The 25,257-nt window shown below is 41.9% G+C and carries 23 protein-coding genes and 1 tRNA gene; 9 read left to right on the forward strand and 15 right to left on the reverse strand.

Features of this window, described 5'->3' with window-relative positions; translation table 11 throughout:
* From virB9 to AS219_RS03050, 3 genes are all read right to left on the reverse strand, one after another.
* Positions 1 to 726: a P-type conjugative transfer protein VirB9 gene (gene virB9, locus AS219_RS03040; protein ID WP_231861852.1), complete on the reverse strand. Its 726-nt coding sequence runs from the start codon at positions 724 to 726 to the stop codon at positions 1 to 3.
* Positions 710 to 1,387: a virB8 family protein gene (locus tag AS219_RS03045; protein ID WP_067979925.1), complete on the reverse strand. Its 678-nt coding sequence runs from the start codon at positions 1,385 to 1,387 to the stop codon at positions 710 to 712. The genes virB9 and AS219_RS03045 overlap by 17 nt, the downstream gene beginning before the upstream one ends.
* Positions 1,388 to 1,660: 273 nt before the next feature.
* The gene (locus AS219_RS03050; protein ID WP_067979928.1) at positions 1,661 to 2,722 is read right to left on the reverse strand and encodes a GTP cyclohydrolase II; all 1,062 of its coding nucleotides are present in this window, start codon (positions 2,720 to 2,722) and stop codon (positions 1,661 to 1,663) included.
* A gap of 233 nt (positions 2,723 to 2,955) precedes the next feature.
* On the opposite strand from AS219_RS03050, the gene AS219_RS03055 reads away from it, so the two are divergent.
* The 8 genes from AS219_RS03055 (at position 2,956) to AS219_RS03090 (ending at position 9,260) form a co-directional block, all read left to right on the forward strand.
* On the forward strand, positions 2,956 to 3,954 hold the full coding sequence (locus AS219_RS03055; protein WP_067979931.1) for a pyruvate dehydrogenase complex E1 component subunit beta: 999 nt from the start codon (positions 2,956 to 2,958) through the stop codon (positions 3,952 to 3,954).
* Positions 3,955 to 4,251: 297 nt separating this feature from the next.
* Positions 4,252 to 4,524, forward strand: a complete 273-nt coding sequence (locus AS219_RS03060) for a hypothetical protein (protein ID WP_231861853.1) — start codon at positions 4,252 to 4,254, stop codon at positions 4,522 to 4,524.
* A gap of 175 nt (positions 4,525 to 4,699) precedes the next feature.
* On the forward strand, positions 4,700 to 5,023 hold the full coding sequence (locus AS219_RS03065; protein WP_067979933.1) for a cell division protein ZapA: 324 nt from the start codon (positions 4,700 to 4,702) through the stop codon (positions 5,021 to 5,023).
* Positions 5,024 to 5,028: 5 nt separating this feature from the next.
* A tRNA-Leu gene (locus AS219_RS03070) sits at positions 5,029 to 5,112 on the forward strand.
* A gap of 27 nt (positions 5,113 to 5,139) precedes the next feature.
* Entirely contained in the window at positions 5,140 to 6,441 is a 1,302-nt protein-coding gene (tig, locus tag AS219_RS03075; protein WP_067979938.1) for a trigger factor, read from the forward strand.
* Positions 6,442 to 6,477: 36 nt separating this feature from the next.
* Positions 6,478 to 7,083, forward strand: a complete 606-nt coding sequence (locus AS219_RS03080) for an ATP-dependent Clp protease proteolytic subunit (RefSeq protein WP_067979941.1) — start codon at positions 6,478 to 6,480, stop codon at positions 7,081 to 7,083.
* A complete protein-coding gene (gene clpX / locus AS219_RS03085; RefSeq protein ID WP_067979944.1) occupies positions 7,067 to 8,269 on the forward strand; it encodes an ATP-dependent Clp protease ATP-binding subunit ClpX in 1,203 nt (400 codons plus the stop codon). The genes AS219_RS03080 and clpX overlap by 17 nt, the downstream gene beginning before the upstream one ends.
* A 691-nt stretch (positions 8,270 to 8,960) precedes the next feature.
* Positions 8,961 to 9,260: a hypothetical protein gene (locus AS219_RS03090; RefSeq protein WP_011452136.1), complete on the forward strand. Its 300-nt coding sequence runs from the start codon at positions 8,961 to 8,963 to the stop codon at positions 9,258 to 9,260.
* Here AS219_RS03090 and glyS read toward each other — a convergent pair.
* From glyS to AS219_RS03105, 3 genes are all read right to left on the reverse strand, one after another.
* Positions 9,255 to 11,345: a glycine--tRNA ligase subunit beta gene (glyS, locus tag AS219_RS03095; RefSeq protein ID WP_067979946.1), complete on the reverse strand. Its 2,091-nt coding sequence runs from the start codon at positions 11,343 to 11,345 to the stop codon at positions 9,255 to 9,257. The genes AS219_RS03090 and glyS overlap by 6 nt on opposite strands.
* A complete protein-coding gene (locus AS219_RS03100) occupies positions 11,338 to 12,201 on the reverse strand; it encodes a glycine--tRNA ligase subunit alpha (RefSeq protein ID WP_067979949.1) in 864 nt (287 codons plus the stop codon). The genes glyS and AS219_RS03100 overlap by 8 nt, the downstream gene beginning before the upstream one ends.
* Before the next feature lie 89 nt (positions 12,202 to 12,290).
* On the reverse strand, positions 12,291 to 13,484 hold the full coding sequence (locus AS219_RS03105) for a pyridoxal phosphate-dependent aminotransferase (protein WP_067979952.1): 1,194 nt from the start codon (positions 13,482 to 13,484) through the stop codon (positions 12,291 to 12,293).
* A gap of 293 nt (positions 13,485 to 13,777) precedes the next feature.
* On the opposite strand from AS219_RS03105, the gene ssb reads away from it, so the two are divergent.
* Positions 13,778 to 14,233, forward strand: a complete 456-nt coding sequence (ssb, locus tag AS219_RS03110) for a single-stranded DNA-binding protein (RefSeq protein WP_067979954.1) — start codon at positions 13,778 to 13,780, stop codon at positions 14,231 to 14,233.
* 130 nt (positions 14,234 to 14,363) lie between these two features.
* Here ssb and AS219_RS03115 read toward each other — a convergent pair whose 3' ends face one another.
* The 9 genes from AS219_RS03115 to lepA form a co-directional block, all read right to left on the reverse strand.
* Positions 14,364 to 14,954 carry a COQ9 family protein gene (locus AS219_RS03115; RefSeq protein WP_067979957.1) on the reverse strand — a complete coding sequence of 197 codons (591 nt, stop codon included), beginning with the start codon at positions 14,952 to 14,954 and terminating at the stop codon, positions 14,364 to 14,366.
* A gap of 15 nt (positions 14,955 to 14,969) precedes the next feature.
* Entirely contained in the window at positions 14,970 to 15,614 is a 645-nt protein-coding gene (gene fsa / locus AS219_RS03120; RefSeq protein ID WP_067979960.1) for a fructose-6-phosphate aldolase, read from the reverse strand.
* A 3-nt stretch (positions 15,615 to 15,617) separates the two neighbouring features.
* A complete protein-coding gene (locus AS219_RS03125; RefSeq protein WP_067979962.1) occupies positions 15,618 to 15,953 on the reverse strand; it encodes a hypothetical protein in 336 nt (111 codons plus the stop codon).
* Positions 15,954 to 17,378, reverse strand: a complete 1,425-nt coding sequence (atpD, locus tag AS219_RS03130) for a F0F1 ATP synthase subunit beta (protein WP_067979967.1) — start codon at positions 17,376 to 17,378, stop codon at positions 15,954 to 15,956.
* 140 nt (positions 17,379 to 17,518) lie between these two features.
* Complete coding sequence (locus AS219_RS03135) at positions 17,519 to 20,041, reverse strand: hypothetical protein (RefSeq protein WP_067979970.1); 2,523 nt, start codon at positions 20,039 to 20,041, stop codon at positions 17,519 to 17,521.
* Positions 20,032 to 22,278 carry a VirB4 family type IV secretion system protein gene (locus AS219_RS03140; RefSeq protein ID WP_082784593.1) on the reverse strand — a complete coding sequence of 749 codons (2,247 nt, stop codon included), beginning with the start codon at positions 22,276 to 22,278 and terminating at the stop codon, positions 20,032 to 20,034. Before AS219_RS03140 ends, AS219_RS03135 begins: the two co-directional genes overlap by 10 nt.
* A gap of 78 nt (positions 22,279 to 22,356) precedes the next feature.
* Complete coding sequence (locus AS219_RS03145) at positions 22,357 to 22,698, reverse strand: TrbC/VirB2 family protein (protein WP_231861854.1); 342 nt, start codon at positions 22,696 to 22,698, stop codon at positions 22,357 to 22,359.
* A gap of 219 nt (positions 22,699 to 22,917) precedes the next feature.
* Positions 22,918 to 23,265, reverse strand: coding sequence for a TrbC/VirB2 family protein (locus AS219_RS03150; protein WP_067979978.1), 348 nt, complete (start codon positions 23,263 to 23,265; stop codon positions 22,918 to 22,920).
* Between the two features lie 188 nt (positions 23,266 to 23,453).
* The gene (lepA, locus tag AS219_RS03155; protein WP_067979981.1) at positions 23,454 to 25,244 is read right to left on the reverse strand and encodes a translation elongation factor 4; all 1,791 of its coding nucleotides are present in this window, start codon (positions 25,242 to 25,244) and stop codon (positions 23,454 to 23,456) included.
* Between the last annotated feature and the right edge of the window lie 13 nt (positions 25,245 to 25,257).

Below are 25,257 nucleotides of genomic sequence, written 5' to 3' on the forward strand. Positions count from 1 at the left end.
CTACTCCAAATCATTATTCACCACTTCCAACATGGAATCTTTGTAACGCAGATGCAATTTTTTATGCACGCCTTCTATCACCATATAATCCCTAAATCGCCACATCTTAGCTCGGCTTTCGCTCCGATCTGAATTCACGATGAAGACCCTAGGAATGTTGCTTCCCACAAATCTGAAAAAAGTGAGCCCAAGATTATTCATCACTTCTTTAAGCTGAAAATCTGCCTTTCCGACAAAAGAATAATTTCGACGAAGAGAGCTGTAATCTAATTCGTACAATCTACCCCCTACAGAAAGCTCGCCCATACTTGAAGCATCTGAAGAGACCTCATCAGGATACTGAAACCGTACCATATAGTTGATCTCACTTACTTTTCTTCTTTTTTCGTCATCTTCAGAGGCACTAAATAAGTCAAATACGTAAGTACGCTTATCAGTCACTACAACCATGTTGGTTGAAAGTCCCTTTTCAAGAGGCCTCAGGAATATTTTTTCACCCACAGGATTCACACTCCAACCAACGCTGTTGCCAAGAGCTATTGTTTTGATTTGCTCTTTCTCAGAAAACTTTATAAATGACTGATATCCGTAACTCGTATCCACCCTGAAGACTGCATTCTGCGAATAGACAAGAGTCCGCATACGGGGATCATGCTCAATGGCATGTGCTTGCATGCAGAAAAGTGCGAAAAACACAATAAAGAACAAATCACGAATGGTCATCATCTACCTGATAAGAAACAACAACAAAACCAAGAGGATTGAGACGCCTATCCTCTTCTGAAAGGTCAAGATCCATATAACTGTATCTGACAGACACAATCTTATTTGCGACGCTCACCCCACCATCACTACTTATGAATCTTATAGTAATTCTCATCTGAACTGTATCACTGTCTAGATGTCTTATTGAGCGAACTTCGTACTTGGAATCCGCTACATTAGCGTGCAAGTTGAGTGGACTCGTAGGGTTACTTAAGGAGAGAGATCCCTTAAACAGCGCATAAATATGAGGATCCGAGAACACCCTCACTGTAGTGTAGTAATCGTAACGATACGTTGCAGGATGGAAAACTTCCCTTGCTTTTACATACTGCGTAACAAAATAATTTGTTATCGCTCTGTTTGCAGAATATTCCTTTACCGTAGCAGGATTGACACGTGCTATGGTCCCGGTTTTCTTAGAAACCTCGATTACAAAAGGCTCTATGGTTCTTGAACTGCTAACGGCAAATAAAGCAAAAACAACCAACATAAGAGCCACTATGACCCCTAAGTTCATCACTACGAGAAAATTCCTTTGCAGAGTAACTCGTCCTATATGCTCCTCATACCAGTGCGCCACCTTTTGCTTTGCTTCGCCTTTGCTTTTGAAAAACCTCACCATACACCCATCAGAAATACAGAACACAAATCACATCAGACAAGATCTAACAACAGTTCCTTAGTAAAATATCAACTCCCGTAGGCAGAGCAACAAAAAACGACACTGCAAACAAAAAAGCGAAGGACGCGAATCAGTAATATGAACAGCACTCAGATATACTACAGTATCCAACAAGATGCTATATAAGCAAAGAAATAAGTCGCAGCAATCAAACAGGTAAGACCACAACAAGGTGTAAAGTAACCCCAATTTGATTTCAAAAAGGTTAAAAACCTAAGCGATAAAGATATGCCCAAGCTTCTCAGATTTCGTCTGAAGGTATTTGCGGTTATAGGGATTGCTCTTCATCAAGATTGGCACACGAGAAGCGACATCCACCCCTGCGAAACTGAGTCGACGAATCTTCTCTGGGTTATTTGTAACGAGCCTAACTCTTTGGACACCAAGATCCTGCAGGATAAGCTTTACCACTTGGAAATCACGCTCGTCATCCTTAAAACCAAGACAAAGGTTTGCCTCAACTGTGTCAAGACCCTTATCCTCTTGAAGATTATATGCCCGTATTTTGTTCGGTAATCCTATACCTCTACCTTCTTGTGAAAGGTACAGTATTATCCCACCCGCTGGATTCTCAGCCATCTTCTTGACTGTATCGTGCAGTTGATCTCTGCAATCACACGACAAACTACCCAGTAGGTCCCCTGTATAACAGGAGGAGTGTACCCTAACAATCGGCTCCTGCGAACTTAAAGGATCACCTATAACGATTGCATAGTGCTCTTTCAAGATTGACCGGTAACACACTATGTAGGAATCCACGTTCTCTCTTATTCGTATTTTTGCTTCCGAAACGCGAGTAACATGTTGCTGCACCAGTCCTTTCGAGATTTCATCTAAGTCGATTACTTGCAACCCGTTGGAAACTGCAAAATTCAACATATCTGTCCGTCCCGGGAATTCGAGTGTAGAAACAAGGACTTCTGGCAGAAGCTCGGCTATTTTTGCAAGCACGATTAGAAGCTCCTCTTCCTTACTAGCAGGGGTAGTATCTGCTAACCTCATCAACAATTCCAACCCCAACCTGAGTTCCTCAACCACTTTTAGAGACAGGCTCACACTCTGCTTATTTGAACCGCCGGAATGAAAATTAATGCGCTCTGCAGATAACAAAAGTGAGACTCCTGCTTTTCCGTAATTCCTAAAGAACCCCTCTACATCACACGAATCACGTGGAGCAGCAACGACGACCTTAGAGGGACTACAAAAAATGACCGGGATACCGGCTTTGAACGCGCACAAAGTAAAAGCTACTTGACGCTCAGGAGACAAAGACATCGGAAACAAAAAGAAAGGCTAGAACGAAGAGAAACGACTTCATCTAATATACCACCCAGAAACACAATTCTAGGGACCACTGATCAACAATGGGCACAACGCAAATATTACCGCACAACCAACCCATTTGCAAAACTCATACACTACAATGAGCTCTAATTTAAGAAAAAAACTAGCAAGGTAACATCAAGTGGACTATTATACTTTTCTGTTAGCCGATCTTTGAAAGCACAGTGGCAAAAATCACAGTAAGGGAAGCAATAAGAAATGCAATAGCCGAAGAAATGCGACGTGACTCCGACGTTTTCATTATCGGTGAAGAGGTGGGTAGGTACCAAGGCGCATACAAAGTAACACAAGGACTTCTGGAGGAATTCGGCGAAAGGAGGGTCGTAGATGCACCAATAAGCGAACATGCTTTCGCAGGCATAGCCACTGGAGCAGCTTTTGCAGGCCTGAGGCCGATAGTTGAATTCATGTCATTTAACTTCTCATTACAAGCGATGGACCAGATTCTTAATTCTGCTGCAAAAACGCATTATATGTCTGGTGGACGTTTGAGTTGCCCTATTGTCTTCAGAGGACCGAATGGAGCTGCTGTTCAGGTGGGCGCACAACATTCACAATGTCTTGCCGCGTGGTATTCTCACATACCCGGTTTAAAGGTAGTAGCTCCATACTTTGCATCCGACTGTCGTGGATTATTGAAATCAGCAGTGAGGGATAATAACCCGGTCATCTTCTTGGAAAATGAAAAGGCATATGGGCTTGCACACAATCTTACTGCTGAGCAGGAAGCAGAGGACTACTTGGTTCCTATTGGAAAGGCAAATGTTCTGAGAAATGGTACAGACGTCACCATTGTGACGTTTTCGATTTGCGTAGGACTAGCACTTGAAGCGGCAGAAGTGCTAGAAAGGGAACACAACATAAATGTTGAAGTAATAGATTTACGTACACTCAGACCACTAGATTTCGAAACAGTCATTAAATCCCTTAAAAAGACGAGTAAATTAATCACACTCGAACAGGGTTTTCCCGTTTTAAGTTTCGGATCTGAAGTGTCAGCAAGAATCATGGAAGAAGGCTTCGATTTACTAGATGCACCTGTGGTTAGAATTTCAGGCAAAGACGTTCCAATGCCATACTCTAGCGCACTAGAGGAGCTGGCTCTTCCCCAACTACCTGAGGTGATAGAGACCGTAAAAAAGGTTGCTACCTGTAGGATCTAGTTAGTTACTCCAGCTTTACTTCACGCTAAAATGCATCAGAGCTGGTGGCATCTGTCCTGAAGTTTGCAGCGTCCGTGCTGTGAGTCGTGAGCAGAATAACTTTTCAGGAGGCTTTGTTCTCCTCAATTAGCTCGAGAACTGACAAGGTATATTGCTATGCGCGTACTCAGGAGTGGTTTCTTCGAAGAACTGGGTTTTTGCATGGAAATTAGCGAAGAAGCCCTTCAGTGCTATTGTACATCTACACAAATCGTGGGAAATTTCGTGGTTTGTATAGCCAGTTGAATTACTTAATCGGTGATAAAGGAAGGCATGACGAAAAAAAATCCGGTTTCGTTTCAAAAACTTGACTTTGTACTGAAACATCTCGAAACAACGCTCCAGAGAAGGATTCAACTAGAAAAAATAAAAAAACAGCAGGAATGTGAAAAATTATCGACTGAAATAGCAGAGCTGAAAAGACAAATAAGCATGCAACTGAACGAAATCAAAACTCTGAAAAGTATAATCAGAGAGACTGCTGCAGGAATCAGTGAGGTCATAGAGATTATTGAAAAGATCAATCTTTAGCCATAATTTAGATAGCATTTTGATTGAGCCGGATTCGTATACATTGGATAATCTCAGTAGACTTATGGGTAAGTTTCCAGATTGCACTTTCATTTACCTGAGTTACGCTATAAGAGACCCGAAGAGATAAGCCTCATTTGAATACCTACCTTTCTCAGAGTACAGAAAAATTCTCATGAACGCACTCGTAACAAAAAATATCACGATAAATGGCACGGAGTATAAGGTGGCCTGCCCTAAGGAAGACGAAAATCGTATAGAGTATGTTGCAGAACGATTAAATCAACGGGTCAAAGAAATTGCAGCAGCGTCACCTTCCACATTAAACGATGCTACTCTACTGCTTTTTGCCGCCCTAGAGCTAGAAAGCCTTCTCTTGGATACTGCTAATGAAGATATAGCTTGCACTGGAAATACACAACATCAACAGGAAAAAGTTATCGAGTATGCTACAGCCACTATTGAAAATTTTATCAAGCACGTAGAGAATATGGGTTGACGCGTGCGGACGTGGCGGAATTGGTAGACGCGCTAGACTTAGGATCTAGTGGGCACCCCGTGGAGGTTCAAGTCCTCTCGTCCGTACCAAAATGCTTTAGGCTTAGGTCTATCTCTATGCTATTGAAAGAAGTTTATAGTCACGGTTTAAAAAGAAAATACGAAGTCGAGATACCTGCATCTGCCATAGATGCAGGTTTCAAGGAAGCCATTGAAGATAGGATAAAGAGAAATGTTTATCGGGGTTTCAGAAAAGGCAAGACTCCCTTCGACGTCGTTGTAAAACAAGAGGAGGGTCTGATAGAGAGTGTTATCGTGGACCAGGTCTACAGACATTGGTATGACATTAAGCAGAATGAAAAACTCGTTCTTTTTAATGATCACGAAGAAATTACAAGTATAGACACTACAGGGTACAAAGAGAATAAAACTGCTGTCAGGTTCACTGTTGAGTGCGAGCTTCTCCCGCAGATCCCAAAAATAGACTTTTCCCAGGTGATACTCAAAACCAAAACATTTGAGATATCTGAGGGAGACGTAGAAAAGTATAAGCAGAAAATGAAGGAGCAGCTCGTCGATTGGATTGATCTTGCTCAATCTGAAACAATAGAGAAAGGGGATAGGGTCGTTGTGGATCTGCGCGGTAAAATTGGCGATGAAGCATTCAGAGGTGGCCAGCTCGATAACTTTGAATGTCAGATCGGTGATGGAAAGGTAATTACCTCCTTAAGTGACGGGCTGATTGGTATGAAAATCGGCGAAGAACGATCCATTCCAGTGCTGTTCCCAGAAGACTATCATGATGTTGCGGTTGCAGGTAAAAACGCTGTTTTCCGTGCTTTAGTAAAGAGTGGAAAGAGATCGCAGAAAGTTCCAGATCCAGAAGCTGCACTACTTCAGTGCTTGTCCTGCAAGACAGATGGTGAAGCTAATGAGAAAGTAAGAAAACTCATCGGCTCGGAATGCTCACAAAGGATTAATGAACTTCTCAGGAGTCAGCTCGAAGCCCAATTGGAGCAATATGATTTCCAAGTTCCAGAGTCGCTTTTGGAAAGACAAGAGCGTTATGTCAAGATTGATCATCCGAAGATTTCTGCAGATGACATCAAAAAGGAGGCTATACGAAGAACCAAGCTTTCACTTATCCTGGCTGAGTTCGCAGCAGAGAGAAATATATCGATTGATAAGAGTGACGTTGCCCGTCATCTGTTAAATGTCTCTGTGGCTGCTGGTCTGGATGCAAGCTATCTGGCAGAGATATATAAAAACAATAAAGACTTTGCAGGCTCGGTGACCCTTAAGTTAATGGAAAGTAAGATATTTGCTGCATTACTAGAGACTGTACAAAAGGAGGCTGAACCTTCGACAGTTGATGAAATACTCGGCTATGTGCAAGAAAAAATTGGGACACAGGTATAGGCACGGATGAAAATGGACACTCTTATCAAAGAAAAGATGAACCTTGTTCCGATGGTGGTTGATCAAACACCTCGAGGCGAGAGGGCATACGATATATTTTCGAGGCTCTTGAAGGAACGTGTTGTCTTTCTCACAGGACCGATAGAGGATGGAATGGCTAGTCTAATAGTCGCGCAGCTCCTTTTTCTCGAAGCGGAAAACCCCGAAAAAGATATTTTTATGTATATCAATTCTCCGGGTGGCGTCGTGACTGCCGGCCTTTCAATATATGATACAATGCAGTACATAAGGCCGTCTGTCTCAACTGTCTGTGTTGGTCAGGCTGCTTCTGCTGCCTCTCTGATACTTGCTTCAGGTGCAAAGGGGAAACGTTTTGCTCTTCCGCACTCGCGGGTAATGGTACATCAACCTTCCGGTGGAGTGCGTGGCCAGGCGACTGATATGGAGATTCATGTAAAGGAGATACTGAAACTCAAGAGAATGATCAATGAGATCTACCGGAAGCATACAGGTGAAACAATAAAGAAAATAGAGACGTTGCTTGAGAGAGATACCTTCTTGAGCCCGGAAGAAGCAAAAAAAGTTGGCTTAATTGATGACATAATCACACAGAGGAAAGAGGGTAGTGGTAAACAAGAGTGATCTACTTCCGAAGTGCTCTTTTTGCGGTGAGACGGAAGATAAAGTACGGAAACTTGTTGCAGGTATGTCCGCATTTATCTGCGATAGGTGTATAGCGTTATGTTCTAACGTACTCAGTGAGGAAATTACTCTTGAAGCAGCTTCTGCGGAAAGGTTCACTCCGAAGGACATAAAGAAATACTTTGATTCCTTCATCACGGCTCAAGAAGACGCAAAAAAAATACTTTCTGTTGCGGTTTATAACCACTACAAATCCTTCGTGGGTAGTAGACCTAATATGAAGGATGTTGAAATAACAAAATCTAATATTCTAATTATTGGACCTACTGGTTGTGGAAAAACCCTCTTTGCGAAGACATTGGCACGTTTTCTGAATGTACCGTTCGCAATTTGTGATGCTACAAGTATTACTGAGGCTGGATATGTAGGCGATGATGTAGAAAATATCTTGAGGATGCTTCTACAATCTGCTGACTACAACGTTGAAGCAGCACAAAGAGGAATAGTTTACATTGATGAAATTGATAAAATTTCCAGGAAATCAGATAGTCCGTCCATAACAAGGGACGTTTCTGGTGAAGGCGTTCAACAAGCCTTGCTCAAAATTATGGAAGGAACAATTGCATCTGTTCCTCCTCAGGGCGGACGCAAGCACCCAAACCAGGAGACAATACAAATCGATACAACTAACATATTGTTTATCTGTGGTGGTGCTTTCGTAGGACTAGACAACATAATTGCAAATCGTCGAAGCAGTAACACAATGGGCTTTAAATCTGAGCTTCAAAGCAAAGAGGTTTCTCCAAAAATACTGAAGAAAGTTGAACCTGAGGATCTGGTCAAATTTGGCATGATTCCTGAGTTTGTTGGACGATTGCCTGTAATTGGAGTACTTGATGAATTAACAGAAGAAAATTTGGTGGAAATACTGTCGGTGCCAAAAAATGCCCTAGTAAAACAGTATGTATGCTTGTTCGGGATGGATAATATACAACTTTCCTTTAGTGATGAGGCACTCAAAGCGGTAGCTCGTGCAGCAATCAAAAGAAAGGTCGGCGCTAGGGGGCTGAGGTCAATTATGGAGTCTGTGCTACGCAATTACATGTTTGAACTCCCGAGTAACAAAGATGTTAAAACACTTATTATCACAGAGGACATCGTACGTGCAGAGATGACGAACGATTAGTTCTGTTCCATCTACTTGACATCATACAATTCACTGTATGGGGTCTTCTTGCCTTGGTAGGGTTATTTCTTCGGGGAAATTTTCGGGCAGTGTAAACGAGGTTCAGCACCAATTCACAAACTGGCGGTGTATTTCGGGTTTTTTATTTTTGTTTCTAATCCCATGATTAGAAGCTCGGTTCGGCATTAATGTTAAGGTCGTACCAGACCTAAGAGAATGAAACAATAACAGTTTTTCTTGTATTTTTAGGTTCGCACACTTTAACGAAATTTCTATCTCAGACACCGTCCCGGATAAACTGCAATTAAAATAGATAAGTTCAAAATTTATTGCTGTAGAACTAGCTTAAATTTCAACTCATCAAATGAAGTGTACACTTCTCTCAATACATAACGATCATATACACAAAATTTTTCTATTCAAAAAGTACCCAGGTACATCAAGATATAGGTGACCTACTATAGCAAGATAGTATTAAATACGGATTTCTCAACTTTTGCTTCCACTGGTTCAGCATTTAAGTTAAGTAATATGGCATTCGTTAATAGTAAAAGAGTGCATGATTAACAAATATACTTTTAAAGTGTTCTGTAACACTAGAAAAGAGCCAACTTTATTGTTCTGCCGGATATCTTTTAGAGCAGCATAAAACCATACCTCACAAACGGATTGCTAACCGGAGATTCAGAAAATGACTGACGAATTCTTTCTACGGAAAATAATTGAGACAAATAGAAATAATGCAGAAAGAGCATTATGGCGGGCTGTAATACTTCAGGCCTTCATGGACTCCCTTACAGAAAGCAAACGCACCGAGGATCGTCTAGCAAGAATTTCAGCACGTGGATGGCTTCTCGGAATGTGCCATGACTTTAGGATAGTGTGCGCACTGGCGGGATACGACCCATACTACGTGAGGAGAAGAGCCCAAAAATTTATGAATGAAAAAAAACAACTTAATCAGCTTCTTAGAAAAATAAAAGACTCATGAAAAGTTTCTAGATAGAACCTTGAAATCACACAATTCATCCAGGGTTTCAGTTATTGATAGTAACAACCCAATGCGATTCTTCTTAAGCTCATGATCTTCAACATTAACAAGCACACTATCCATAAAAACCGTGATTGGTTTTAAAAGACCAGTGCATTGTGAAAAGGCCATTTCAAAATTACGCTCCTTTACGGCATTACTAAAAAGTGGCCGAAAAGCCTCAAACTCTTGTATGAGGCTCACCTCTTCTGGTAGGACGAGTACTTTTTTACTAAACTTTGCTTTAGCAGAATCGGAGAATCCCCTAAGGATACCCATCATCCTTTTGTAAAGCTGCACGAACTCAATGCCTTCAGCTTGCTTAAGCCACCCAGAAATAGCAATACACTTCTCTGTTAGTACTAGAGGACGCGTAATTCCATCACTGACCGAAGCGAAAACTGCTTGATTCACCCCCCTTTTGAATAGAAGCGCTTTCAGGCGTTCGGAAAAGAAATTTAATGTGAAATTCACCACATCATCTTTGCTTTGCTTCTCTTCATCAGAACCGGCACCAATCTTCTTAATAAGAGAAAAAAACAAAGACGATGGATACAAATCAATTGCTTTCATTAAGAAAACCTGGAGTGGAACATCTAGCTTATTTTCTATGATGATACGTAACACACCAATAGCTGAGCGCCGTATACCGAGCGGATCCCGAGTAGAAGTAACTTTTTCTTTTACACTAATCAAACCGACCAAAGTATCTATTTTATCAGCTAGCGCAAGCGTCACCGTGACGGGAGCGGTCGGGCAAACATCCGCCGCATCGACAGGTAGATACTGATCCCTAACTGCATCAATAATTTCAACATCTGTCTCACCACACAGGGTTAAGCAGTAAGAACCCATAAAACCAGCCAGCTTGGGAAAATCACGGACAAAGGTTGTCAACAAATCCAGCTTAGCAAGTTCAGCTGCTTCTTCCACTTTTATAATGGAAGCGTTCGGCACCCAAAAGGCAATAAACTTCGCCAATGTCCTAACACGTTGTACTTTCTCACGAAAACTACCCAATTTCTTGTGAAAAATTAGCTGTTTCAGTTTTGGACTCAGTGCGCACAAGGGATTTTTAGAATCAATAAGAACCATTGACGCTGCATCAGCCAATCTTGCTGTAATCACGCGCTCATATCCTCTAATTGGTGCATCGCTAGCAATCGAACTCACAAATACAAATTTATTCAGAAGGCTACCATTCTTTGACACCGGAAAAACTTTCTGGTGAGAAACAATAACCGTTTCTATTATGCGTTCATGGAGCTCCAGAAATGACTGCGGGAATGAGCCCAGGAGTACATTAGGCGCTTCGGTAATTCCGACAACCTCATTCAATAATTCCTCCGTCACGCAGACAGAAAATCCATGCTTGGCCTCTAGCTGAGATATTTGCTCTTTTATAAGGTTCTCCCTTTCAACCTGGGATAGAATAACACCACTTTTCATCAAAATGGACTGATATTCCTCAGCGGATGTGATTTTGATTTTTTGCAAAGCAGGATCAACATAAGGACCTACTGTTACCGCTCCCGCAGTATAATGATGGAACTGCACAGGAATGATGGATTTTCCAAGCATACAAACAATGCTTTTTATTGGCCTGATCCAGTTTAGAGAATAATTTCCCCATCGCATTGACCTAGGCCATGAAAAACTCCCAAGTATAGCCTCGGTCCGTTGTCTCATAATATCATCTATGAAGAGCACTTTCCCTGCAACTGGAGCAAAATAATATTCTTTATTTCCAATACTCTTGATATATAAATCCGAAGTACTAGTACCCATTGAAGTGGCAAACCTCTCCACAACAGAAAGATCTGAACCAACACTTGGACCCTTTTTATCAACTTTTTGATTTGCGAGGTCGCTGTTTACATCATCTATGAGTACTGCCACCCTTCTGCAACTGGTAAAGACTTCTATCTTTCCAACACTTAGGTCCGTAGTAGCGGATGAAAAAAGGTCAAAGAAACTTTTCTGCGCATAACTTTGCAGAGCTACGGGCATTTCTTCAGACAAAATTTCTAGAAGAAACTTAGGCACAAGACCCCTCCTGCTCTATAAAAAGCTCACAACACTGCTTCACCAAGCCCCTGATGTCCAAGATGTACTTAGCTCGTTCACTGACGCTTATGAAACCCCTAGAATCGATAAGATTCAATATATGGCTTGTCTTAACACAATGGTCATATGCAACAAGTGGCAATTTTCTCTCTATAAAAATTTTTGCTTGGGCAACATTATCATTGAATTGATTCAATAAAAGCTCATAGTCATAGGATTCGAGGGACGCAATAGAAAATTGACGCTCATTCTCGCCATAGACTTGCATATACTTCACAGAATCCTTGGAATAGAATAGGCTTCCTACGTTGTCAACATCCTGCAAATACATTGCAATCCTCTCCAAGCCGTAGGCTAACTCTCCAGGGATACTACTTAGCGAAATCCCACCAACCTGCTGCATGTATGTAAATTGCGAGATCTCCATTCCGTCACACCAGACCTCCCAGCCCATCCCCCATGCACCCACACTAGGATTCTCCCAATCATCTTCAACAAAACGTATATCATGATTACGTATGTCGATACCGACGTGCTTTAGACTTTCTAGATAAAGGTCCTGCAGATTATCTGGAGAAGGTTTTATGAATACCTGATACTGGTGGTGTTGATATAACCTATTTGGGTTTTTTCCATACATACCATCAGCCGGACGTATTACAGGTTGAACATAAGCAATCTTCACATCCTCAGATGAAATAGAAGAAAAAATTGTTGCAGGATGCAGAGTTGCGGCGCCAAGCTCACTCGTATAAGGAAGCAAGATAGAACAACCGTATCCGCTCCAGTACTCTTCCAATTTTCTTATAAGGCCGTAGAAACTACTTATGGACATCGCAAGCCCAAGTATCAAGAGACCAGTATAAACTAAAGGTAAGGAGATATTCAATTACCTTACCTTGAGAAATCGACGACGGATGATCTTTATCTAAGTGCTTTAAATGCATTCACTATACGCATACAAGCTTGCTCTAGTAGATCCACTGACAAAGCATAAGAAATCCTAAAATACCCTGGCACTCCGAACTCTTCCCCAGGCACGACCGCAACAGCGTGCTCCTCAAGCAGATACTCTGCAACATCGGAATCCGTTTTCACTTCGAAACCACTGGGACTTTTCTTCCCGAAGAAGGCAGAACAAGAGAGAAAGAGGTAAAACCCACCATCTGGCTTATAACAGCACAACTCAGGCAACATAGAGAGCACTTCGACAGCCTTGTTTCTCTTCCTTTCAAAGATAGCAAGTCTTTCAGAAAGAACCTCTTGTCCCGAACGCAGTGCTCCTAAAGCAGCGGCCTGAGCTATTGTACATACACCGAACGTACTATGCTCCTGTAATCTACACACCAGAGAAATGACTGCTTTATTTGGAATAGCCGCATAACCTACTCGCCAACCGGTCATAGCATAACATTTAGAAACACCGTTTACTAAAATTATGCGCTCCTTCAACTCTGGTGCGACATTCGCGATATTGAGAAAGCTAGACTCCGCATAAGTGATATGCTCGTATATGTCATCGGATATGATATAGACCTGCGGATACGCTCTCAAGACACTAGCCAAGTCCCTGAGTTCACTTTCTTGATAGCACACTCCGGATGGGTTATTTGGGGAGTTGATCAGTATTGCTTTGGTTTTTGTGTTAAGCGCCTCCCGTATTGCCGGAATATTTATCTTAAAGTTTTTTGCACTTGGCACGACAACAGGCTTACCCGAAAAGATACGCACCATTTCACAATAAGAGACCCAATAAGGAGCAATAAGCACCACTTCATCCCCTGGATTAAGAATCGCACCAAGGATGTTATACAACACCTGCTTTGCTCCATTACTCACAACAATCTCATGCGGTGAATAATGCAATGCATTATCACGGACAAACTTCGCAGCAATCTCCTCGCGAAGCACCATTGTTCCAGCAACAGGAGAGTAATTATCATCACAATCTTTTATGGCCTGTATGGCCATTTCCTGACCTAGAAAAGGTGTAGAAAAGTCAGGCTCTCCTATACACAATGATATTACATCTTTTCCGCGCGCCCTCAACTCACGCACCCTACGTGTAGCCTCAGCCGTCGCAGAAGGTTTAATGCTCTCAAGCTTTTTTGACAACATAAATCAAAACTCAATTAAATAAGCCCGCCCCTTCTACAAAACACGGGCTCTTTAGTCCCTTGTCATATTTTGCAGCACAGGAAGTAAGCAACAATAACAGACATATCGATAAGACTCGCATTGTATAGCATTTCAAAGACAGGTCAATTCTAAGTCAGCAGAACTGATCTTTCAATAAATGTAAATAAAAAATATGCTCGATGCGTCTTGCATGTAACATTGATTGAAATTCTAGTTCATGGAACTGTTTTGTGATATCCTTTCAAGCCGTCCGGACATGTAAAAGATACAATATGATTAACAAAGTTATTTTGGTCGGCAACCTTGGTAAAGATCCAGAGGTACGTACCATGTCGAATGCAAAGCAGGTGGCCACTTTTTCATTAGCGACAACGGAAAATTGGAACGACAAAAATACGGGAGAGCGTGTTTCAAAAACTGAGTGGCATCAAGTGGTTGTGTTCAACGAGCCTCTAATCAAGGTGATAAGCAACTACGTGAATAAAGGCACCCGCTTATACATTGAAGGTTCACTCCAAACAAGAAAATGGACGGATAACAATGGCATCGAAAGATACACAACCGAAGTTGTGTTAAACCCATTCAATTCAGTTTTAAAAATACTTAGCTCTCAGGGGAATGGTGAAACCAATTACGCCGGAGCTCAATCCAATAATATAAAATCTGATTTGGGAACAGCAACAAATCACGTTGAAAATGTTCTAGATGACGATGATATACCCTTTTGATTGATGACATTTCTCTAAGACACGGTTTCGCCTCGAATTCTGTTGCTCGAACTTTGCGTACAGGCTTGATCACGGCCCCGAGGCACAGCAGAATGAGAGTTGTCTAACGTGTACCTTAATCGAGTATCTATCAGCCGTGCCTTTCCATCTTTTCAATTAGTCTCGCCTTAATCTTTGCGAGCGTAACAATGTTATTTATTCTTCTCCTTAAAAAGTTCCGACTTTTTTCGAAGCCATCTGAGTAATCATCAGCGAACTTAACCATAAAAAACGAATTCAAAGCCATGAGCGTGGCTCTTTTGCTGTAAAAAGAGAAACCTGTTGCGACATCACCGACGGCATGCCATAGAGAATCAGATAAATAAAACGAGCATTGCAATGATTCAATAGAGCTTCCTGGTTTGAGTGCAAAACAAAACTTTGCTCTTATAAACTGTCTGTAATTTTTAAATTCCGAGTAAACGAGCGCCCTATTCCATAGAACAGATTCTATCTTTTGTGAGACTTTCCCAACTGTGTAGTCAGAACAGAGCAGAGCTTTTTGCGTGACATAATCCTCAAAACATTCAAGAAATTTCACGACATTCTCATTATAGCAATACAGAAGATCCTCCGTTTGAGTCTCTCTTGCTGCAAACAACAACGCAGAATAATTCAACCCCATGAAATGGACAACGTCGACAAATTTACTTGCCAACTCTACAAATCTCTCATCTTTCATGAGTAGCAAAAGAACCTACTTATCATATTTAGCCTCTTTATAGTCTCTCATAAAAATCTCCAGACCCTTATCAGTAAGTGGATGCTCAAACATCTGTTTCAGAATCTTTATTGGCACGGTTACGACGTGCGCGCCGAGTTTCAGAGATGTGAGCACATGTTCTACGCTTCTGATAGATGCAGAAAGGATCTTCGTTTCATATCTATTCTCATACAACTGGGCAATTTCATCTATTAAAAGCACGCCTTGGTGACCAATATCATCGAGGCGCCCAATGAAAGGCGAAACGAAATCAGCACCTACACTAGCAGCAAGAACCGCCTGAGCCGCAGAAAAACAAAGGGTGATATTCACCATACATCCATGAGCTTTCAGTTTGGAAGCAGCTTTTATACCATCTTGAGTGCACGGAAGTTTAACAACTACATTCTTTGCAATACTAGAGAGGTGTAAACCTTCATCTACCATTTCAGATGAAGTAAGAGACACAACTTCAGCACTGACAGGACCATGCACAATACTACAAATTTCTCTAATCACATCATCATGTTTACGCCCTGACCTACTAATAAGAGTCGGATTAGTTGTAACACCACTCACCAGACCGAGCTCCACGGCTGACCTTATCTCATCTAAATTCGCTGAATCAATAAAGAACATATATCAGGCCTCCATTTGCTTAACTACGCGAGCAACTACTTCAGCATCGCGGTAACGTTTTAAAAACTCTTCATCTATTAGTTCAACATCTAGCACGGTCTCAGCCGTCAGGACATATGCCTTATCCTGGATTCTAAGGATCGCACCTTCAACAAAAAATTTCTTCTTTGTCCCATCAGAAAGAACTGCGAAGATAAGTCCATTTTTCAATGCGAAAACAGATGGTTCATGCCCCACGAGGACAACAAACCTTCCCTCCTCTGTATCACCCCCCAAACTCACGACGTGCAACTTTCTGGACTCAAGAGGAGTAAAAATACTAAGCTCAAAAGCGGACATCTATTTCTCCTTTAGACCAGCGGCCTTCTCCCTCGCTTCGTTCATGTTACCAACCATATAAAAGGCAGCCTCGGGCATATCATCGCACTTACCTTCAACCAGTTCCTTAAAACCAGCTATAGTATCTTTAAGACTTACAAATCTTCCTGGCTGACCTGTAAAGACCTCTGCTACATGAAACGGCTGAGATAAGAATTTCTCAATTTTTCTCGCTCTGTAAACCGTAAGCTTATCTTCCTCAGAAAGCTCTTCCATGCCTAAGATCGCAATTATGTCTTGAAGGGATTTATAACTTTGAAGAATTCCCTTCACCTTTTGTGCAACCTCGTAATGTTCTTGACCCAACACTTCCGGAGAAAGAATCTGTGCACTGGAAGCAAGGGCATCAACTGCAGGGTATATACCGGCTTCAGCAACTTGCCTTGACAGAACAGTTGTAGAGTCTAGGTGAGCAAAAGAGGTCGCTGGAGCTGGGTCGGTGATATCATCTGCAGGAACATATATCGCCTGTACAGAAGTAATGGAACCATGTTTAGTAGAAGTAATACGTTCCTGCAGCCTTCCCATATCCGTAGCAAGAGTCGGTTGATATCCTACCGCTGATGGGATTCTTCCCAACAAAGTAGAGAGTTCTGCACCGGCTTGAGTGAACCTAAAGATGTTGTCCACAAAGAAGAGAACATCTTGCCCCTCTTTGTCACGGAAGTACTCAGCCATGGTGAGGGCACTCATCGCAACTTTCGCACGCGCGCCAGGTGGTTCATTCATCTGACCATAAACCAGGACAACCTTAGATTTTTCAGGATGTTCCTTGTCGATCACTCCTGACTCAATCATTTCGTTGTAAAGATCATTTCCCTCTCTGGTTCGCTCACCAACACCTGCAAACACAGAGAAACCGCCATAGGCCTTTGCGATATTATTGATAAGTTCCATAATAAGGACAGTCTTTCCAACGCCTGCTCCACCAAACAGACCAACCTTACCTCCCTTAGAATAAGGTGCGAGTAAGTCGATTACCTTAATCCCGGTCTCCAGAATTTCGGAGGAAGTACTCTGCATATCAAACTTAGGAGGCTCTGCATATATTGGAGAAACCTTATTGGGTTCTGGCACAGGTCCACCACCATCTATGACTTCCCCAACTACATTAAAGATTCTACCAAGAGTCTGCCTACCGACTGGCACACAGATTGGCTTCCCAGTGTCTTGAACAACTTTGTCTCTAGTCAAACCATCCGTCGAGTCCATCGCTACAGCGCGAACTATCCCATCTCCCAATTGCTGCGCAACTTCCAAGTATAAGGTCTTTCCGTTATTCTCGCAGGTGAGAGCATTTTCTATTTTTGGCAATACGCAATCCTCGAACTTTACATCAACTGTCGGACCAACGACGCGAACTATTTTCCCGGTACTTACTGGCATCAAAAGACTTACTTAGAAATCACTCAGGATCACATTGTAAGGCATGCACAGACTTTTTCAAATCCCTGGGACGTATAGCAACTTTACAAGAAATGCCACAGACGAAACAAAAAATAGTCACTTAAAAAGCATAATCGTCTTTACTTCTTAAATGACTGACAACGCACACGAATCACACCCGCACCACCACTCTGTTGCACATTATCGGAGCCATTATGGGAATCATCAGACTTACCTTGGACACAGTATCTGGCTGGACAACCACCTCTACCATATTTGGCGGTTTTCTTACACTCAAGCCAGCGTTCATCGAAACGTAAATCCGCTTGTGTCGACCCACCTTTTTTCCGTGCCTCACTTTCATATTCAAGCACCGTACACACTGCTTCCTCTGGCGCGGTGTAAGCTGGTTGACGTGTCTTTAGATCGTAATACGGAACAGAGGATACACACGACGAATTTGCTACCTTTCCGTCAATAGACGGCTTATAGATTTTATTTATAAATCTATCCTCAAATTCACTGCCAAATCGAGTAAATGTATCCTTTTCTTGAGGTACCTGGCGCACACTACCACCGCGCGCAGCAACCAAGACGCTGCAGTGCTTGAGATACTCTTGATCGTGAGGATTTACTTTCGAACATCCAGAACCACCATCAGCAGAAGACCCTGAATCACACTTACCATCTTTATCACGATCTACATTGCCACCATATATCTCTTCAAAATTATCCTTATCGCATACATAGAGGATCGAATCCCCAACCTCATTTTTATTGTCTACACTACTTCCAAGACCGACTACAGGAAATAAAACCTTATCCGAAGCTAAGATATCCATGAAATCCTTCGTGATCATTCTGACTGACACATACTCACCAGAATTACCACCCTTAGTACTAGTACCAGCAGAGCCAGCACCCACTGCTTCTATTTCGACTATATCACAATTCAGGCGAGGTTCATTTTTACTCTCCCAGAACGGAACAAGAACGGAGTCGTTACGTTCTTTTTCCTGAACACGCGGTGCTTTTTCTTTCTGTCCCCCATCCTTATGGGGAGAATGAACAACAGCCCTATAATCATAACAAAGGCCATTTTCTTTTTCGAAGAAGCACAAACCTTTGTACAGCGGCGTAACAGGAACATAACATAGACCACTTCCACACTGGTTTAATGAGTACTTGTTATCGTAATGATCGTCAGGCAGAAAAAACGCCTCTCCTTCAAAAGTAGAAAACTGTGTAGCAACATACTGAACACCTTGGGAAAGATATCCTGGAGAATAGAAGGGTTTACTACAAGCACCTTTTCCATCCAGATCCACCTTGAGGCAGTATACTGACTGTTCTTCATACTTGTAAGGAACAATCTTATTTTGAGACTCCACTTTGTAGAAACCCGTCCGCTTATCAAACGTTAAACTGTCCAACACTGATTGCTCCGTGTGTGGAATGTCTAATGCACGTTCGTCAGATGGCACATTCTTACCATCCTTTGTTTGATAGGGAATAAACTTTTTGATATTTTCTCTAAATAATTTTACTCTACCATTTACGACAGTCATATATTCCTGAGGCAGGGAGAATACATTCTTTGGACAGAGCACATTTCCATTCGGGTCATCGAGGTAGCGTAGCCTTACTAGGTAACCAGATGGACATATCTCAGCTCCTTCATTTTCGCAACGCAGGCTACCTTCATTGTCTATAAAGAACTTTCCATTACCACAAATGGGAGATTCTTTCTCGTTACCAGAATCTTCAGATTTACTCTCTATACACGTGTACCCTCCAACGAAAGCTCCCTTTTGGCAAAGCGGACCAGCACACTTGGACCGCTCTTCTTTCTTTGCAATAAGTGGTCTAAAGTATGGAATCGGCTTCTTATCAATACATAGACCGGAGCCACCTTCACAAATTCTTAAGCCTGAATAATCTGTCGAAGTATACCTATTGAAACAATTTTCCCGTTTAGCCCCAGCCTCTCCACCAAAAACTTGGACAACCCTTGCACATACCTCATTCCTTGTGAGCCTTCTCTCGACTACAACCGGACCCCACTTACCTCCTTCACTCTGAAGCACTTGCCTGTGGCTTCCATAATCCGTCGGATCTGGATAGTCTATATTATATGCGCTCATGTCACCTGAAGTTGAGATCACTACACGCAGCTTAGGGTGCATATAATCAGAAGATCGTACCGGGACAACAGTGACCCTAGGCAAGTAGCAAAGTGTATCAAAAAATGGTGGCGGCGTAGGAAGTGGAAACGACATCACACACCCAAGTTCTATCCCATTGATTGCAGTTTTTTGATCACAAACCGTAACCTGCCTTGCACATATACACTCCTTAGTGTAGTTTGCACTTTCTGTACTGCTCCAATTTGTGCAGACATCATCTAGTTTCTCAAAACAGGACTTATCACACCAAACAACGCTTGCACGTACATTTGTCGGAAAAATATACCTACAATCATCAGCAGTGAGAGTCACAAAGTCAGAAGTCGTCGTTGAATAAACATTAATTGCTGGTTCTACAAAGCTACCTTGATCGTGTTCAGGCAAAGCAACAGGCTGCTTGGACTTACAGGAAGCCTCCTTCGGGCAGAAACAAAGACATAGAAAAAACAAAGGCAAGAGAAACTTCTTCAGTTGCATTTGCGGCAAAATATTGGTAACCAGATGGCAGGATTATTGCCTGCTTCCCGCATAGCAGCCTTCATTTTCCCAATCTTCCCGCGAGATGACAAAATCTTCATCTCCTCAACCAATGAGGAATCAAACTTAAGAATCACAGAGTCACCATTTTGACTAAGGAAGAAACATTTTCCAAAAAGGGATGCATCATCAAGTGTACGCGTGACAGAAGAAGAGATAGCGAAAAATCTATTGTACTCTGCTGGCAAAGTATCACTCAACGGCAGGAACATTCTCGTAGTAACGTACTTTTTCCCTACTTCACCCAACCTTTCGAGGAAGGCCGTGTTCTCAGCTGAGAAAAGAACCATACCACCATATTCGCTCACTTTACACAAAAACGACTCCCACTTTGATAACGAAGAAAAAAGCGTCTTAAAACGAGCTGGGCTCTGTATCACAATTATAAACGGCTTCCCTGATTGCTGACGCGCTTCAAGATACTTTGCAATCATGTAAGACGTGATGGACGAGACAACTCTTTCAGGCAAAGACAATTTACCTATCGAAAAACCAAGTTTATCACCAAGTAACCAGCTACTCTCAGCATCACTGGCAAAAAGGTATCCATAACTTTCTTGCAATATCGAAAGCTCCCCAAAAATGGATTGCAGATGTGCAGCACAGTCGGTTAGACTTCTTTTGCCCGGCGGGATCTTAGATATTCTTTCTACTACACTGGCAATTTCCTCGTGTTTGACATCCTTTAAACAGAACCCCAACAGGATATCATGTAAAACACTTTCATCAGTGACATCAAGTAAATTGCACTTAAATGCCTCACCTGTAACCTCCAAGTAAGAACCTTCCAACGCGTGTACAAACACCTCCGAAAGACACTGATCATCCACTATCAAGAACTCGGCACCGAGCCTCACAACTGACTCTAACAAGAGGAAATTCTGCAACTCAATGCTACTGGATTTCTCTTTACCAAAGACAATAGCATGGCTTTTATTTTCGGGAAAACCAAAGTAGTGTAACTCGCCTTCAAGCGAAACAAATTTGGCAAGACATTTACTCACATCAGCCAAAACAGAACGAAAATGTGCATGCGTAAAGGAAAATGAATTGGCATCCTTTAGTAAAGCTATCTCCCACTTTCTCATTCTGGAGAAATTTCCAGGTAGATTACCCCAGAAAGTATCTTCCAAAAGTAGGTCGTCACGAACAATCATAAAACCCTGCTGCGAGAAAAGCTTTTCACAACTCGCGACAGTAAGACCAAGTTCCTCTAAAGAATCTGCAAAAAGTGTCACCTTGAAGGAACGCTTACAGAACTCGTCCAGCCTTTTCTCCTTCATATGCTCCGCAACAACGTCCTTGGAAGAAGCATCTTGATAAACCGAATCATTCACAACTGCTATCAGTTCAAGACTTTCCTCAAAGACACCCCTAATATCCTCTTCTGTAGTCCTTGCTATAACCTCTGTGATTACCACCCTGCTTTGGATGCCCAGGAATTTTGCTATGAATTGGGCATTCTCAAGATTTCTCAAACTCTTTACCGAAAAGCTCGCACCAAAAGTTCTTTTATCTCCATGTATCTCAAAAGTGTTAAAACCGAAAAACACTTTTCTATCAGAAAGCAGTTCTGTTGATATATCCCTAACACCACTATCAAGACCGTCTTTTGAAAGCCCAAGCAACGCGGAAAAGAAATCCATCACCTCTGCTTCACAAAGCAACACAGGATTGTAGTCTGCCAATTCAGTGCAAACTACCGCGACCGCATCTTCTAAACCTTTTATGACTATTTTAGAAGTAAACTCATGAAATCTTTTAAGCAAGGTTTTCAAGAGAAAATCGACCCGCCCAACCGCGCATTCAAGAGCCGATTCCGATACAATCGATATGAATACCTCATTCGAGAATTTATTCTCTTTCTCCACAAATCCACGGTAGGCATCGGATAAGTTCATCGCAAACTCGGTCATGCCCACAGTCTCAGCGCGGGGCGACTTAACAGACGAGCGCACCACATTGACCCAGAGAGCCAAACAACCGAATTCACTCGAATAGAGCACCTTCTTGCACAAAGAACGCATCCTCTCCAAGGAAGCTGTGGTGAACCTAAAATCTGATAGCTTCACCACCCTTACCAGGGTACCATTCGTGTTTAGAACAGTACTCGAGTCGTAAAAACAAGAGGCCTGAACATTCCGTGAGACTTCCTTTGTATACAAACCACCTACCATGATCTATCACGCAGATGAGTGAAACAGACACATCTTGAAAAAGGATTAAGGAAAAATCACTCTACACTTTTGTGGACATTAACTTTTTCCTCCACCTGCAACTTCACCCCCCGTACATTTATATTCAGTTCCTAAAATCCAACCCATAATTGTTTGTGCGCCAAAAACAAACATCATTCCGGCTGCAACGATAAATAACATACCTATAGATACCTTTCCTACAAAGAAGCTGTACCCAGTAATAATAATTACGAGCGTTGCTATAGCCTGCGAAATCGGACCAGAAAGTTGAGTTACTATATTACAAATTACACGAGACACCGTACTATCACTATTTGTACCTTTTGGAGCAGCATACACTGGCGCTGCAAGCACAAACACACAACATAAAATCAAGCACCACAGAAACGTTTTCTTCATTCTGAAACCTTTTAAAACCACCATTCATGGGCATTGTATGTTAGTAATGCTAAAAAATCTATGATCACGAAACAAGCAAAATGCCCAAAATGGTTATAATCTTAACTGATTTTAACTCACTGACGAGCCATACACCGTCCAGGGGTTATCAGAAGAAGGTAGTCGGGAATTCCTTAGTCTTGGAATGGTGGCAATACAACTTAGGAATAACTCAACAAATTATTTTCTGGATGCACTCTCGGCGAGAACACTTCCACCTTTACACTGATAAGCTTTTTGACCGAGTATCCAACCCATAATTGTTTGTGCACCAAAGACAAACATCATTCCGGCTGCAACGATAAATAACATACCTATGGACACCTTCCCCACGAAGAAACTATACCCAGTGATAATAATCACAAGTGTCGCGATGGCTTGTGATATCGGACCAGAAAGTTGGGTCACTATGTTACAAATCACGCTTGACACTACATCACCTTCACCGCTCTTTTTTTTCGCTTCTGCTGGCTGTATAGAGAAGAGCATGCAACATAGCATCAAACAGAATATTGCTATTTTATTCATCCTTTGTTTCCTCCTCAGCAAGGATCTCAGGGGATTCTATAATGAAATTATTAAATCACTACTTACTTATTAGGATAAAAAGAAAAGTTCTTATCACTCAACCCTAGATCCAAAGGAAAGATCATCCAGCGAAAGCGATATCAGATAAAAGCAAGATCAAACTGACTCCTATAAAGGGCAGTCCCGTATCATGGTTTTACTTTCAATGCCTCTATAAACGCCGTCTGCGGAATGTTCGCCTTTCCTATACTGTGCATTCTCTTTTTACCCTTCTTCTGCTTCTCAAGAAGCTTCATTCTTCTTGTTCTGTCACCGCCATACAATTTTGCAGTAACGTCTTTCCTATATGGATTAACAGTTTCCCTTGCGATGACTTTTCCCCCTATTGCAGCTTGTATTGCGATTTTATACTGCTGTCTAGGAATTAATTCTTTCAGGCGCGCACATATTTCCCTCCCGCGCCTTTCCGCATTTGGACGGTATATCATCACTGAGAGAGCATCTACCTCCTCACCGTTAATGACAATGGAAAGCTTTACAAGCTCACTCAAACGATAACCATGAATCTCCCAATCCAGACTAGCATAACCCTTCGATACAGATTTCAATCTATCATAGAAGTCAAAAACTATTTCGGAGAGCGGTAAACTGTATGTGAGAATCGCTTTGTTATCTACATAACCCAGATCAATTTGTTCACCTCGTTTCTCATTGCACAAATTTATCACTTCCCCTATGTAATCCCCGGGTAACATTATGGAAGCCTTAATCCAAGGTTCCTCTATATGATCTATTTTGCTTGGGTCAGGCATTTCCGTTGGATTGTACAACTCTAAAACGGAACCATCTTTCATGTGGATCCTGTACACAACACTTGGCGCCGTAAGAACAAGTGCAAGATCAAATTCTTCATCCAATCTTTCAGTGATTACTTCTAGATGCAACATACCTAGAAACCCACACCGAAAACCATGCCCTAAAGCTGATGAAGACTCTGATTCAAATGTAAAACTTGAATCATTTAGGTAAAGCTTTTCCAAGCCCTGACGCAGCTTTTCAAACTCATCTGAACTAACCGGAAAAAGACTACAAAATACAACTGGCCGAAGCTTCTTGAATCCAGGCAAACATTCTGTACACGGGTTTTTCGCATCTGTTATCGTATCACCGATATTACAGTCCCTAGCATTCTTTATCGATGCAGTGAAAAATCCTATCTCACCTGCACCGAGCTCAGCTACGTTTCTTTTTTCTGGAGTAAAAATTCCAACCTTTTCAACACAATACTTATTCCCATTTGACATCATTTCAATTGTCATACCGCTCTTTATTGAGCCATTTTTCACGCGGACGAGTATTACAACACCAAGGTAAATATCGTACCAGCTATCAATCAGTAGCGCTTGAAGCCGTTCACTTACATTACCCTCCGGTGGTGGTATGTATTTCACAATGCTCTCAAATAAATCCACAATGCCCAGGCCCAATTTAGCAGAAACCTCAACAGTATTTTCAGTACTTATACCAATCACATCCCTGATTTGAGCCCTCACCCTTTCTGGTTCAGCCGAATCCAAATCAATTTTGTTAATCACAGGTATAATTGCGTGATCGTTGTCTATCGCTTTATAAACATTTGCGAGCGTCTGAGCCTCTAAACCTTGAGTGGCATCCACAACTAGCAGAGAACCCTCACATGCTGCAAGCGATCTACTTACCTCATATGAAAAATCCACGTGACCCGGCGTATCAATCAAATTGAGAACATAAACCTCCCCATCCTTGGCGGTATACTTGAGCATTACCGTCTGAGATTTGATTGTGATACCTCGCTCTCTCTCTATTTTCATTGAGTCAAGCAGTTGTTCCTTCATTTTTCTCGGATCTACAGCTTTGCACTCCTCCATTAATCTATCAGCAAGTGTAGATTTACCATGATCTATGTGAGCAATAATTGCAAAGTTCCTAATGTTTTTCATGAAATCTTTTTTA

The sequence above is a fragment of the Neorickettsia sp. 179522 genome (genome assembly GCF_001593535.1).
Lineage (GTDB): Bacteria > Pseudomonadota > Alphaproteobacteria > Rickettsiales > Anaplasmataceae > Neorickettsia > Neorickettsia findlayensis.